The 13,942-nt window shown below is 71.0% G+C and carries 8 protein-coding genes and 1 riboswitch; of the genes, 5 read left to right on the forward strand and 3 right to left on the reverse strand.

Going from position 1 to position 13,942, the window contains the following annotated elements:
* From AC5L36_RS04095 to AC5L36_RS04105, 3 genes are read left to right on the forward strand one after another with little or no spacing between them, the layout of a single operon-like run.
* The gene (locus AC5L36_RS04095; protein WP_441213972.1) at positions 1-1,485 is read left to right on the forward strand and encodes a multicopper oxidase family protein; all 1,485 of its coding nucleotides are present in this window, start codon (positions 1-3) and stop codon (positions 1,483-1,485) included.
* A gap of 41 nt (positions 1,486-1,526) precedes the next feature.
* A complete protein-coding gene (locus AC5L36_RS04100; protein WP_441213974.1) occupies positions 1,527-2,270 on the forward strand; it encodes a beta-phosphoglucomutase family hydrolase in 744 nt (247 codons plus the stop codon).
* Entirely contained in the window at positions 2,267-4,636 is a 2,370-nt protein-coding gene (locus AC5L36_RS04105) for a glycoside hydrolase family 65 protein (RefSeq protein WP_441213976.1), read from the forward strand. Before AC5L36_RS04100 ends, AC5L36_RS04105 begins: the two co-directional genes overlap by 4 nt.
* 60 nt (positions 4,637-4,696) lie before the next feature.
* On the opposite strand, the gene AC5L36_RS04110 is transcribed toward AC5L36_RS04105, so the two are convergent.
* Together AC5L36_RS04110 and AC5L36_RS04115 are read right to left on the reverse strand one after the other, a co-directional pair.
* Complete coding sequence (locus AC5L36_RS04110; RefSeq protein ID WP_441213978.1) at positions 4,697-5,731, reverse strand: coiled-coil domain-containing protein; 1,035 nt, start codon at positions 5,729-5,731, stop codon at positions 4,697-4,699.
* Positions 5,732-5,735: 4 nt separating this feature from the next.
* Positions 5,736-5,870, reverse strand: a riboswitch (cyclic di-AMP (ydaO/yuaA leader).
* Between the two features lie 111 nt (positions 5,871-5,981).
* Entirely contained in the window at positions 5,982-7,514 is a 1,533-nt protein-coding gene (locus tag AC5L36_RS04115; protein WP_441213979.1) for a glycoside hydrolase family 10-like protein, read from the reverse strand.
* A 104-nt stretch (positions 7,515-7,618) separates the two neighbouring features.
* Here AC5L36_RS04115 and AC5L36_RS04120 point away from each other — a divergent pair, with 104 nt between their 5' ends.
* Complete coding sequence (locus tag AC5L36_RS04120; protein ID WP_441213981.1) at positions 7,619-10,906, forward strand: S8 family peptidase; 3,288 nt, start codon at positions 7,619-7,621, stop codon at positions 10,904-10,906.
* Positions 10,907-10,971: 65 nt separating this feature from the next.
* Positions 10,972-12,261, forward strand: coding sequence for a serine hydrolase domain-containing protein (locus AC5L36_RS04125; RefSeq protein ID WP_441213982.1), 1,290 nt, complete (start codon positions 10,972-10,974; stop codon positions 12,259-12,261).
* A gap of 3 nt (positions 12,262-12,264) precedes the next feature.
* Here the strand turns inward: AC5L36_RS04125 and AC5L36_RS04130 are convergent, their stop codons facing one another.
* Entirely contained in the window at positions 12,265-13,935 is a 1,671-nt protein-coding gene (locus AC5L36_RS04130) for a phospholipase D-like domain-containing protein (RefSeq protein ID WP_441213983.1), read from the reverse strand.
* Positions 13,936-13,942 lie beyond the last annotated feature (7 nt).

Consider the following 13,942-nt stretch of genomic DNA (forward strand, 5'->3'; position numbering starts at 1 on the left):
ATGAAACGAGTGTTGCTCGTGAGCGTGGCTACCGCCCTCGCACTGTGCTGCGGCGGCGGGGCGGTGGCCGCCGCCGTGGCATGGAGCCGCGCGGGCCTCGACACCGCGGGCCAGGTCGACTTCCGAAACCCGCTCAAGGTGCCGCCGCTGGCCCAGTCGCGGATCGACGGGCAGGGGCGCCGCGTGTTCGACCTGCGCGCCCAGCAGGGGCGTACCGATCTCGGGCCGGGCCAGCCCACCCGCACCTGGGGCTTCAACGGCGACCACCTCGGACCCACCCTGCGCGCCAAGCGCGGCGAGCAGGTGCTGGTGAACGTCGCCAACGGCCTGCCCGAGCCGACCAGCGTGCACTGGCACGGCATGCACCTGCCGGCCCGCATGGACGGCGGCCCACACCAGGAGGTACGGCCCGGCGCCACCTGGTCACCCACCTGGACGGTGGACCAGCCGGCCGCGACGCTCTGGTATCACCCGCACCCGCACGGCCAGACCGCCCGGCACGTCCAGCGCGGCCTGGCCGGCATGTTCATCCTCGACGACGAAAACTCCGCCAAACTGCCACACGAGTACGGCATCGACGACATCCCGGTGATCGTCCAGGACCACGAGTTCGACGGCGGCGGGCAGATCAAGGACAGCGGCGACACCGGCGACACGGTGCTCGTCAACGGGACCGTGGCGCCCTACCTGGACGTGCGCACCGAGCGGGTGCGGCTCCGGCTGCTCAACGCCTCGGCCGCGCGCACGTACTCCTTCGGGCTGTCCGACGGGCGGAGCTTCACCCTCGTCGGCACCGACGGCGGGCTGCTCCCGGCACCGCACGACATGGGCCGGATCCGGCTCTCCCCGGGCGAGCGGGCCGAGATCGTGGTCGCGATGAAGCCGGACAAGCGCGTCACCCTACGTAGTTTTCCGGCCAGTCTCGACAACCCCGTCTCCGACCGGTTCGCCGGCGGGCGGGACACCCTGGACGTACTCCAGCTGCGCACGGAAAGTGATCTGGCCCGGTCGGCCGAGGTCCCGGCCACACTCGCGCCGATCGAGCGGCTCGACCCCGCCGACGCCGTGACCACACGCGAGTTCACGCTCTCCGGACGGCAGATCAACGGCCGGAAGATGGACATGGGCCGGATCGACGCGGTGGTCACGAAGGACACCACAGAAATCTGGGAGATCACCAAGGAAGATGGCACGCCGCACAGCTTCCACGTCCACGACGTGCAGTTTCAGGTGCTCTCGGTGGGTGGCGAGCCGCCGCCGGCCGAGCTGAGCGGCTGGAAGGACACCGTGCTGCTGGCACCCGACCAGACCGTGCGGGTCATCGCGCGATTCGCCGACTACGCCGACCCGGACGTCCCCTACATGTACCACTGCCACGTGCTGAAACACGAGGACGCCGGGATGATGGGCCAGTTCGTGGTGGTCGAGCCGGGACAAAAGCCGGGCCGTCCGGACACTCACGGTCACCACAAAAGCCACGGGTGAGCCGGCAGTTTCATCAGACGTTCAGCGGTTACTCTGTCCGAGTGTTGGGACTCCCCGATGGCGTTACCGCCTGTTTGTTCGATCTGGACGGTGTGCTCACGCAGACCGCCAAGGTGCACAACGCCGCGTGGAAGGAGACCTTCGACGCCTACCTGCGCGCCCGTGCCGAGCGCACCGGTGAGCCGTTCCGCCCGTATGACGCCGGCGACGACTACAACAAGTACGTCGACGGCCGCCCGCGGGCGGACGGCGTGCGCACCTTCCTCGGCTCGCGGGGGATCACCCTGCCCGAGGGCACACCAGACGACCCGCCGGCCGCCGAGACGATCAACGGCATCGGCAACCGTAAGAATGAGTTGCTGCTGCGCCACATCCGCGACGACGGGGTGGAGGTCTATCCGGGCTCGGTCGCCTATCTGAAGGCGGTCCGCGAGTCAGGATTGCGTCGCGCTGTGGTCTCTGCAAGCGCCAATTGCCGCGATATCCTGACCGTCACGGGCCTCATCGACGAGGTCGAAGTGGTCGTCGACGGCATCGTCGCCCGACGCGACAATCTGCGCGGCAAGCCGCACCCCGATACGTTCCTCGACGCAGCTAAGCTGCTCGGCGTCGCGCCGTCGGCTGCGGCCGTTTTCGAGGACGCCCTGGCCGGTGTGGAGGCCGGCAGCGCCGGCGACTTCGGCTTGGTCGTCGGGGTCGACCGGGTCGGGCAAACCGACGCGCTTTACAAGCACGGCGCCCACGTCGTCGTGCGCGACCTCAGTGAGTTGCTGGAGAATCCATGATCCGTGAGCGGGCTTACCCGGTCGAGCCCTGGCACGTCCGGGAGACCCGGCTCGACCTCGATGTGCTGGCTCAGTCTGAGTCGGTCTTCGCGTTGTCCAATGGCCACATTGGACTCCGCGGTAACCTTGACGAGGGTGAACCACACGGGTTGCCGGGCACCTATCTCAACTCGTTCTACGAGCTGCGCCCCCTACCCTATGCGGAGGCCGGCTACGGCTTCCCGGAGTCCGGGCAGACAGTTGTCAACGTCACCAATGGCAAGCTCATCCGGCTGCTGGTCGACGACGAGCCCTTCGACGTCCGATACGGCGAGGTGCGCACCCACCAGCGCGTCCTCGACCTCCAGGCGGGCACGCTCGACCGCACGGTCGAGTGGGTCTCGCCGGCCGGGCGGGCGGTGCGCGTGCACAGCACCCGCCTGGTCTCCTTCACGCAGCGCGCGGTCGCCGCGATCTGCTACGAGGTGGAGGTGGCCGACGACCGCCCGCTGCGCCTGATCGTGCAGTCCGAGCTCGTCGCCAACGAGGAGCTGCCGGCCACCCGCAAGGACCCCCGGGTCGCCGCCGTGCTCAAGGCCCCGCTCAAGGCCGAGGAGCACCTGGCGACCGCCGCCGGCGGGCAGCTGATCCACCGCACCAAGAAAAGTGGGCTGCGGATGGCCGCCGCGATGGAGCACGAGATCGAGGGGCCGGAGCGCACGGTGATCAGCACCGAGGCCTACCCGGACTTCGCGCGCACCACGGTGGCGACCGTGCTCAAGCCCGGCGAAAAGCTGCGCGTCGTCAAGATCCTCGCGTACGGCTGGTCGAGCCGCCGCTCGTTCCCGGCGCTGCGCGACCAGGTCGGCGCGGCGATCGCCTCGGCCAAGTTCTCCGGCTGGGATGGGCTCGTCCGCGAGCAGCGCAAGTACCTCGACCAGTTCTGGGACGCGGCCGACGTCCGGCTCGAGGGCGACCCCGAGGTGCAGCAGGCGGTGCGCTTCGCGCTCTTCCACGTGCTCCAGGCCGGCGCACGCGCGGAGATGCGGCCGATCGCCGCCAAGGGCCTCACCGGTCCGGGCTACGACGGGCACGTCTTCTGGGACACCGAGACGTTCGTGCTGCCGGTGCTCACGTACACCCAGCCGGAGGCGGTCACCCACGGCCTGCGATGGCGGCACGCGACGCTCGACCTGGCCCGGGAGCGCGCGCAGACGCTGGGGCTCAAGGGCGCGGCGTTCCCGTGGCGCACGGTGCGCGGGCACGAGTGCTCCGGCTACTGGCCGGCCGGCACCGCGGCCTTCCACATCGGCGCCGACATCGCCGACGCCGTGCAGCGCTACGTCGTAGCGACAGGCGACCACGACTTCGAACGCGAGGTCGGCCTGGAGCTGCTCGTCGACACCGCGCGGCTGTGGCGCTCGCTGGGTCACCACGACCGGCACGGCGTCTTCCACATCGACGGGGTCACCGGCCCCGACGAGTACACCGCGGTGGTTAACGACAACATCTACACCAACCTGATGGCGCAAAAAAACCTCGTCGGTGCCGCCGACGCGGCCCTGCGCCACCCGGAGCAGGCCCGCCGGCTCGGCGTCGACGAGGAGGAGGCAGCGTCCTGGCGCGACGCGGCCACCGCCATGCACGTCCCGTACGACAAGGAGCTGGGCGTACACCAGCAGTGCGAAGAGTTCACCCGGCTCCAGGAGTGGGACTTCGCGGCCACCCCGCCCAGTGGCTACCCGCTGCTGCTCAACTACCCGTACTTCGACCTGTACCGCAAGCAGGTTCTCAAGCAGGCCGACCTGGTGCTCGCCATGCACTGGCGGGGCGACGCGTTCACCCCGGAGCAGAAGGCACGCAACTTCGCCTACTACGAGCAGCGCACCGTCCGCGACTCGTCGCTGTCGACGTGCACCCAGGCGGTCATGGCGGCCGAGGTGGGCCATCTGGAGCTGGCCCACGACTACCTGGGCGAGGCCGCGCTCATGGACCTGCACGACATCCACAACAACACCCGCGAGGGCCTGCACATCGCCGCGCTCGCCGGCGCCTGGCTGGCCGTCGTGGCGGGCCTGGGCGGCATGCGCGACCACGGCGGCAACCTGTCCTTCGCGCCACGGCTGCCCAGCCGGATCAACCACATGGAGTTCTCGCTGCTGTGGCGGGGCCTTCGACTCCGGGTCGCCGTCCAGCCGCACGAGGTGACCTACTCGCTGCGCAACGGCGGCGACGGCGCCAAGCTCGACCTCCTGCACCACGGGGAGCACGTCACGGTCACCAGCGACACCCCGCTGACCCTGGCGATCCCCGCGCTGGCACCGGTGGGCCCCCCGCCGCGCCAGCCCTTCGGCCGGGCCCCCGCCCGCCGCATGCCAGACCAGTAGGCAGACCGAAACGAAGCCCCGCGCCACCGCGCGGGGCTTTTTCGTAGCTCGAATCCTGGGTCAGAGCATCGAGATGTGTACGTGGTTCGTATGGTCGCTGGAGGGATCGCCGCCGGCGCCGCCGTAGGCCCGCCAGCCGGTGGCCGGGGACCAGAACTGGCGGTACCAGATCACGTACATCACGCCGAGACGGTCGGCGTTGCGCACGAAATAGGCGGCGAGGTTGTTGCCGTAGAGCCTGGCGGCACCGGTGGCGTCGCCGCCGAAGCTGTTCCTTTCCGAGGACCAGTCGCAGGCGCGGCCCTTCGGATGCTCGTACGGCCCGCCGGGGCGGTAGCAGCTGACGAAGCGGTCGAAGCCCAGCCGCTGGGTTTCCTTGAGCATGTGCAGCGTGCGCGGCGTGATGCAGCGGCCGGTCGTGGGGTCGCCGGCGGTGCAGCCCTGCGGGGAGAAGCCGCCGTTGCTGTTGCGGGGCGCGGGCCGGGCCACCGGGGAGGTGGCGCTGACGAAGCCGCCGGTCGCCTTGCCGCCGACCAGTTGGAGCGCCTTTTCCGCTTCGGACTTCTGCTTGGCCATGATGGCGAGCTGCTTCTGCTCTTCCTTGAGCTCGGCGTCAATCGCCGCCTTGGCGCGATCGGCCTGGTCGAGGGCGGCGTTGAGCCGGGCCAGGCGTGCGTTGTCGCGGGCGGCGAACAGGTCGAGGGTGGCCGCCCGCTGGAGGAACTCGTCGGGGGAGGAGCTGTTGAGCAGCACGCTCATCGGGCCGATGCGGCCGTTGCGGTAGGAGGCGGCGACCAGGAGCTGGATCTCGGGCTCCATCGCCTTGACCTTCTCCTGGGCCTGGTTCAGCTGGAGTTGGAGCTGTAGCTGCCGGCCGCGCGACTTGTTGACGGCGTTGCGGGCTTCGATGTATCCCTTGCTCGTTTCGGACAGCACGTCCCGCAGCAGCGGCGAGCTGCCCTCGTCACCGGGGTTGGGTTTCGGGGCGGCCGACGCGCCGAGCGGTCCTAGCGTCACCCCGGAAAGCAACGCGGCCGCCGAGGCGACCAGGGCTACGGCCAGCGACCAGCGCCGGCGACGTACGGGTGGCGTCATACGCGATTCCTCCCATCGGCCGCCGGCCGGGTTAGCTGACGGATTCGGGACGGAAGGATCCCTACCGCGGACCGCGGATTCACCCCAGTAACCTGGTTCCCCGACTCGCCCTGGGCGGGCGATTAGGCGGCGGTGTGCCGCCGACGCCGTGGGGGCGCCGCCGCGCGGCAGACCGCCGAAGAGCTTACCTGATCGACAGTGGACTCAGGCAGCGCTCTGACCAGGGAAAAGATTCGGTAGCCGCGTGTGGTTAATCGATGACGCGTGGTTCACTCGCGTTTCCTTCATTCCACAGTCGATCGAGGCCGGTCACACAGTAGGTGCGTGGCGCCTCGCTCTTCGTGGTGTCGGTCCATGTGGTGTCGCGGGTCGTGGCCACCAGTCGGGCCGCTTCACCGTCGACCCGGTAGACCGCGTAGCTTGCCGCGTCGCCATCCCAACGCAGGCGGGCACCGTCGACCTCCAGCTCCGGGGCCGGCGGGCGTTTGCCGGGCAGGTGTGCCATCGCCGGCACCAGCGCCGGCTCGGCGTAGTGGGCGGCCGCGTACCGGGACACCGCCCCGAGCCGGTCCGCCTTCACCTGGCGCGCGCTGAAGTGCACGCTGCCGGTGACCCGGTACTTGCGGTTGAGGGCGAGCTGCTTGTCGAGCTGGCCCGGGTCGCGCCACGCGCCTTTCTGCCCGATGCGGTAGTCGGCCTGGCCGACGTAGAGCTGCACCGGGCTGTCGGCCACCAGGTCGGACCACCAGGGCAGCAGCTTGGCGTAGTCGGCGATCGCGAAGCCGATGTGCCAGTACAGCTGCGGCACGATGTAGTCGACCCACCGCTCCTGCACCCAGCGTCGCGTGTCCGCGTAGATCGCGTCGTAGCTTTGCAGTCCTCGGGTGGGCGAGCCGAGCGGGTCGGTCGAGGCGTTGCGCCAGATGCCGAAGGGGCTGATGCCGAACTTCACCCACGGCTTGGCCGCTTTGATCCGTTCGTTGGTCTCCTTGACGAGCAGGTTGACGTTGTCGCGGCGCCAGTCGGCCTTGTTGTTGATGCCCCGGCTGTGTGCCTTGAACGCGGCCGCGTCGTTGAAGTCCTCGCGCCCCTTCGGGTAGGGGTAGAAGAAGTCGTCGAAGTGCACACCGTCGATGTCGTACCGGTTGACCGCGTCGAGGATCGAGTCCTCCACAAACTTGCGCGCCTCCGGGATGCCGGGGTTGTAGTGCAGCCGGCTGCCCTTGCCCTTGGCCGGGTAGGGCACCGCCCAGTCGGGGTGCGCGCGCAGCGGATGGTTGGGCGGCAGCTCCGCGAAGACGCCGGAGCGGCTCGCCTTGTACGGGTTGAACCAGGCGTGGAACTCCATGTTGCGGGCGTGCGTTTCGGCGATCATGAAGGCCATCGGGTCCCACCCCGGACCTTGCCCGTCGCTTCGCCCGGTCAGGTAGTACGACCACGGTGCGTAGTCGGACTGCCAGAACGCGTCGCCGGCCGGCCGCACGTGCACGAAGACCGCGTTGTGGCCGCGCCGCTGTGCCAGGTCGAGCCAGCCCCGGTACTCCGCCTTGACCTGATCCTCGGGTAGGCCGGGGCGGCTGGGCCAGTCGGTGTTGTTGACGGTGGTCAGCCACATGCCCCGCAGTTGGCGGTCGGCGGTGAGCGCGTGGCCGGCGCAGGTGCTGGTCACGGCGGCGGGCTCGGGGGCGGCACCTGGCCGGGTCTGCCAGCGAGCGATACCGACAGTGACGAGCACGGCGACCGCCAGCAGCACGGCTAGCTGGACCCGGGGGCGATGGTCCACCGCACCACTATGCCGTGACATCCCGGGATGGCGAAATGTCGTGCAACCGGCAACGGATGTCCATGCGTCTACGGGGTGATTGGTCGCGGCGAAGGAGGCACGGCGTGTTTGGGTACAAATCACGCATCGCGATCGCGATCGCGGCGCTGCTCCTGCCGATCGTCCCGCAACCGGCCGCCGCGTCCACTGTGGAGCCTGGGCCGTTGCCGGCCGGTCAGACCTACACGGTCACGCTGCTGAGCGGTGACGTGGTGACCGTGCACACCCGCGAGACCGGGTGCCCGGTGGTGAGCGTGCGACCAGCGACACCGGACGGCGTGCTCCAGCGCTCCTGCGGCCCCGACGGGCACGTGCGGGTGATCCCCGGCCGGGTCGCCTCGCTGGTCGGCGGGGTGCTCGACGAGGCCCTGTTCGACGTGACGACGCTGATCCTCCAGGGGTACGACGACGCCCGTACCAAGGAACTGCCGTTGATCGTGCGACCCGGCACGCAGGCGGCCGCCTCGCGGGCGCCGCTGGCGACGAGCCTGCGTGCCAAGCGTGACCTGCCCAGCGTGGCCGCGGTGGCCGGACGGCAGCCCAAGGCGTCCGGTGCCGCGCTGGTGAGCGCGCTGCCAGCGGCGGGCGCGCGGGTGTGGCTGGACCGCCGGGTGCGCGCCACGGCCACCACCACGACCCTCGACCGCCGGGTGCGCGCCACGGCCACCACCACCGCGACCCTCGACCGCAACATCACCCAGGTCGGCGCGCCGCGCGCCTGGGCCAGCGGGTACACCGGAGTGGGCGCGAAGATCGCGGTGCTCGACACCGGTGTGGATCCGAACCACCCCGACCTGGCCGGGCGGATCGCGGAAAAGGTCGACTTCACGGTCGAGGGCGGCGACGCGGTCGACCGGCACGGCCACGGCACCCACGTGGCGTCCATCGCGGCCGGCTCCGGCGCGGGTGCGCGCGGCGAGCGCAGCGGCATCGCGCCCGGCGCCACCCTGCTCGTGGGCAAGGTGCTCGGCGACGACGGCGGCGGCTTCGACTCCCAGGTCATCGCCGGCATGGAGTGGGCCGCCGCGCGCGCCGACGTGGTCAACATGAGCCTGGGCGGCTGGGAGCCGAGCGACGGCACCGACCCGATGTCGCAGGCCGTGGACACGTTGACCAAGCAGCACGGGACGCTGTTCGTGGCGGCCGCGGGCAACGACGGGTACGCCGACCGCCTCATCACCGCACCGGCCGCGGCGACCAGCGCGCTCACCGTCGGCGCGGTCGACGGCGGCGACCGCCTCGCCGCCTTCTCCAGCCGCGGCCCGGTGATCAACACCAACGCCGCCAAGCCGGAGATCGTCGCGCCCGGCGTCGACATCGTCGCCGCCCGCGCGGCCGGCACCGCGATGGGCCGCGTGATCGACGACCGGTACACCGCCACCTCCGGCACCTCGATGGCCGCACCCCATGTGGCCGGCGCGGCGGCGCTGCTCGTGCAGCGGCACCCCGACTGGGATGCCGGGCGGCTCAAGGCGGCGCTGGTGGGCGCGGCCGACCCGCTGCCCGGCGCCGACCCGTACGAGGTGGGCGCCGGCCGGCTCGACGTGGTCGGTGCCTTCGACGACGTGGTCGGCGGCCAGTCCGTGGTCAACCTCGGCGCGTCATCGCCATCCACAACGCTGACCTGGACCAACACCGGCAAGGCGATGGTCGCGCTCGCGCTGGACGTGCGCGTGGTGGACCGGCGGGGCGGATCCTTCCGGGCCGCGACGGTCTCGCCGCGGGTGCTGACCATCCCGGCCGGCGCCACCGGCTCGGCGCACCTGAGCATCGACAGGTCGCGGCTGGCACCCGGCTTCTACGCGGCCAGGGTCGGCGGCACGCTGGTCACCTTCTCCGTCGAGCCGCCGAGTCACGAGCTGACGCTCACGATGACCACGCTGCCCGACCCGCCGGACGCTTCGGATATTTCGGCCTTCGGCACCATCGTCAACCTCGACGACCCCGCGGCCTACGCGGTCCGCTTCGACCTCTCGCCCGGAGGCACCATCCGGATCCGGGTACCGGCGGGGCGGTACAGCGTGGTCGGATCGGTGTGGGAGTTCGGCGAACGGGAGCGCATGGCGCTCACCGGCGACCCCGACGTCACGGTCGACCGCGACACCGCGGTGGTGCTCGACGCCGCCTCGGCCCGCCCGGTCGGCATGGCGATCGAGGGCGTGCAGACCGAGGCCAGCGCGCTGGGCATCCTCTACGAGCAGCGCGGCCGCCGCGGCAGCGGCTGGGACGACTTCGCCTACGCCTGGGGCGAGGGTGCCCGCCGGCAGAGCGTGTTCGCGGTCCCCATGGAGCAGCCAGGCGTCGGCGAGTTCCGCGCGTACACGGCGGCCGGGCTCAACGCCGCCGGACCCGTGCTGTACGACGTGATCCACACGCACCCGTCCGGCCTGTCCGACTTCCTGCCCGTGGTCGGTACGGCCTCGCTGATCCGGATCGACCAGCGTTTCCACCGGCTCGACACACCGGACGCCGTGACCGGCCACAAGCGGTACGGCCTGGCGCCCTCCGGCCTCATCGTGCTGGAAGACTTCGCCACCGACGTCAGCGGTGATCGAGTGGACTACCTCTCGCCCGGGTACGCCTGGATCGACGAGGCCTTCTACGCGGACGGGGTGGTGACCCAGGAGCCGACCCGCACGTACGCGCCGGGCAGCCGGCACGAGAAGGTCTGGGTGCGGCAGCCGCTGCGCCCCGACTGGTACGACGCGGTCGACCCCTCGCCCAGCGACTGCGTGCCCACGCCGCCCAGCCGCACCCGCGGCAACCTGCACATCCAGCTCGTCGAGCTGACCGACCAGCATCAGCGCTTCGCCTGCTTCGACTGGGGCGCTGACGTACAGCGGCGGCTGGCCCTGTACCGCAACGGCACGCTGCTCGGCTCCACCGCGAGCACCATCGCCGACTTCGCCGTACCCGCGCCCGCGGCCACCTACCGGTTGACCTACGACCTGGACACGAGCGCGCTGCTGCCCGTGTCGACGCGGGTGAACACCGCGTGGACCTTCCGCTCGGCGGCGCCCGCGGGAACGGCGAGCGCGCCGCTGCCGCTGCTGTCGGTGGACTACGCGTTGCCGCTGGACGCGCTCAACCACCCGCGCGGCGGGCCGGCGGAGTTCACGGTGCACCAGGCCCACGGGGTGGCCCGGCAGAAGATCACGTCGTTCCGGCTGTGGGCTTCGCTGGACGACGGTGCCACGTGGCGGTGGGTATCGGTGCGCCCGTTCGGCGGCGACCGCTACCGGGCAACCCTCCCGGCCGGCTCGGCGGTCTCGCTGCGAGTCTCGGTGGCGGCCAGCGGCGGCAGCGGATTCGACCAGACGATCATCCGCGCGTACCGCACCCCCGGCGGTTGACCAGAGACTCCCTGATCAACCGACGTGGGTCCGCGACTCGGCGTGCGATGATCCTGGCCGTGTCCATGACTCGGCGATCCGTCCTCGGGGCCGGCCTGGCGGCTGCTGGCGCCGGGCTGGCCGGCTGCGGACCGCGGCCCGAGGCCTTGTGGGCCTCGCCGGCCTCCGCGCCCGCCTCCGCCGCGCCCCGGTCGACGGCACCGTCCGCCTCGCCGTCACCGTCGGCATCCGCGGCGGCGGCGGCCAAGAGCAAGCTCACCGCCGCGCTGGAACGCTTTCTCAAGCCGACCAAGGAGAACCCGAAGCACCCCACCTACGCCGGCGCGGTCGCGCTGGTCCTGGTCGACGGAAAGGTCCAGGCTCAGGCCGCGGTGGGCCACGCGCTGCGGTACACGGCAGGCCCGGTCGAGCTGCCGGCCGACAAGCGCGTGCCTATGCGCGCCGACTCCGTCTTCGACCTGGCCTCGCTCACCAAGGTGTACACGGCGATCCTGCTGCTGCGGCAGGTCGACAAGGGCAAGCTTGACCTGTCCGCGCCGGTCGTGAGCTACCTGCCGGACTTCACCGGCAAAGACGCGGTGACGGTCCGGATGCTGCTGACCCACACCAGTGGCCTGCCGGTCGGCGCCACCGTCGCCGGCCTGCCCGACCTTGCCGCCAAGCGCAAGGCGGTGCTGGCCACGCCCCTGCTCAAGGGTGCCGTGCCGGGCAAGGTCTTCCGCTACTCCAGCACCGGCCTGCTGGTCGCCCAGCAGCTGGTCGAGAAGGTCACCGGCATGACGCTCGACCGCGCGCTCAAGGCGGAGCTGACCGGCCCGCTCGGCCTGCGTGACACCGGGTTCAAGCCGCTGGGCTGGGTCTCCTCCAAGCAGCGGCTCGTCGCGACCGACGCGCGCTCGTCACGCGGCCTGCTCCGCGGCGTGGTACACGACGACGTGGCCAACCAGTTGGGCGGCGTGGCCGGCAGCGCCGGCATCTTCGCCACCGCCCGCGACGTGGCCGCGGTCGGGCAGATGCTGCTGGACGGCGGCGGTGACGTGCTGTCCACCGCGACCGTGAAGGCGATGCTGACCAACGCCAACCGCGGCCTGCCCGCGGTCGACCCCGAGCGGCCGGGGCGCCCCTCGGACCACGGGCTGGGCGTGGTGCTGCGGCAGCCCTGGTTTATGGGGCGGCTCTCCACGCCCGCGACCTTCGGGCACACCGGTTTCACCGGGACGTCGCTGCTGGTCGCACCCGAGCGGCGGCTGGTGCTGGCGCTGCTGACCAACCGCGCGCACCCCAACTGGAGCTGGGCCAACCCCGACCCGATGCGCGTGGCGATCGCCAACGCCGTCGCCGACCTGGTCCGGTAGCGGCTACTCCTCTTCCCAGGCCGACCAGGGCACGCGCCGCAGACCCGGATCGACCGCCTCGTCCTGGGAGACGACCGGGATCGGCATCGCCTCTTCGCGGATCTTCGAGCGGGCCATCCGCTCCCAGTCGTGCAGGAAGACCCGCTCGTAGTACTGCGCGATCTCGGGGCGGCGGATCAGCAGGCTCGCGTCGCGGTTGACCTGCACGCCCTGGTCGGTCCAGTTGTGGCTGCCGAGCAGGACGGTCTCGGAGTCGATGACGATCCCCTTGGTGTGGCAGCCCTCCTGCACCCGAACCTTGGTCATGTCGAAGCCCGCGGCCTGAAGGGATTCCAGCTTCTTCCGGATCGACCCGATGTCGCGCAGGATGATCCGGACGTCGAGCGCCGGGTCCTGCGAGTACTCGGCGAGCAGGCGCAGCATCTCGGCCCACGCCGGCGATGGCTGGAGCACCGGGTTGAGCGACTGGTTCTGGAAGTACAGCTTTTGCTGTGGCCGCTCGCGCAGCAGGCCGAGCACGACCTCGGCGTAGTTGTCCGGCGTGAGGATCGGCTCGATCGTCAGCGGGTCGGCCTCGTCGAAGGAGAACCGGGCCGGGGCGAAGACGTCCGGCGCCCGCCGGGCGGCGGCTTCGAGGTCGCCGTCCAGCGGCACGAGCAGGTCGGGCATGTCCGGCTCGGGTGGCTCTACCGCCTCCTGCTCGGTCTGGGCGGTGCGGAAGTCGTGCTGGAGAAACTTGCCGAACGTGGCCGCCAGCCCCGGGTGTTCGACCACGATGTGCCACTCGCGGTTGAAATCGCGGATCAGGTGGCGGTCGGCGTCGTCGTCGAGGAAGTCGGTGACCGGCTGGTTGGAAGACTGCCAGTTTCCGCTCGACAACCAGAAAGCCTGCTCGTCGCGGACGGCCACCTTGATGTGGTACGCCGAGGCGAAGGTGCGACCGCGGCCGGTCTTGGCGAAGGCGTTTTCGAACCGGTCCGGCGCGACCCGCCCCAGCCCTTTGATGATCGACGCCTCGGTCTTGTCGTCGGCCTTGTTGGAGTCGATGTCGTCGGGTGCCGGCAGTGACTCACGCAGGCCCAGGGTCTGCCGCCACGTGACGGGCTTGCCTTGAAGCAGGCGGCGGACGGCCCGGTAGATGTGCGGCGCGGTGAAGTCGTACATGCCGAGAGTGATGTCGCCTTCGGTCTCGCGGAGGAACTCGCGCAGCACCCGCCAGCCGGCGTCGGGCGAGACGTGGCAGGTCAACACCATCGGCCCGGTGACCGGCGCCAGGGATACGCCGGGCGGCGGCTGGTAGGTGATCGCCACGATCGCCTCGGCCTCCGCCTCGTCGCCGCCCGGCGGGCGTCCGGGCGCCTGGAGCTGCTCGATGAGCAGCGGTGGTGCCGCGACCGCCGGCGCCTCCAACCCGGCCGCCTCGATGCGCTCGAACGGGTCCGCGACGGTCACGTCCGTCGGCATCCCGTCGGGCAGGACCGCCGGGACGGCGGCGTCGGCCTCGACCTTGTCTTGCTTGCGGTCGACCGCCACGACGACCGCGGGCGTGCTGGTGATGCGGCCGTCGACGAACTTGTAGCCGCCGCGTACCGCGATCACGCCGGGCAGCCGCATCAGCTCGGCCCGGTGGGCCTGGGCGGAAGCGATGGCGGCCGCGAGATCCTTGGTGGTCATGATGGCT

It is taken from the genome of Phytohabitans sp. LZ39 (assembly GCF_059359075.1).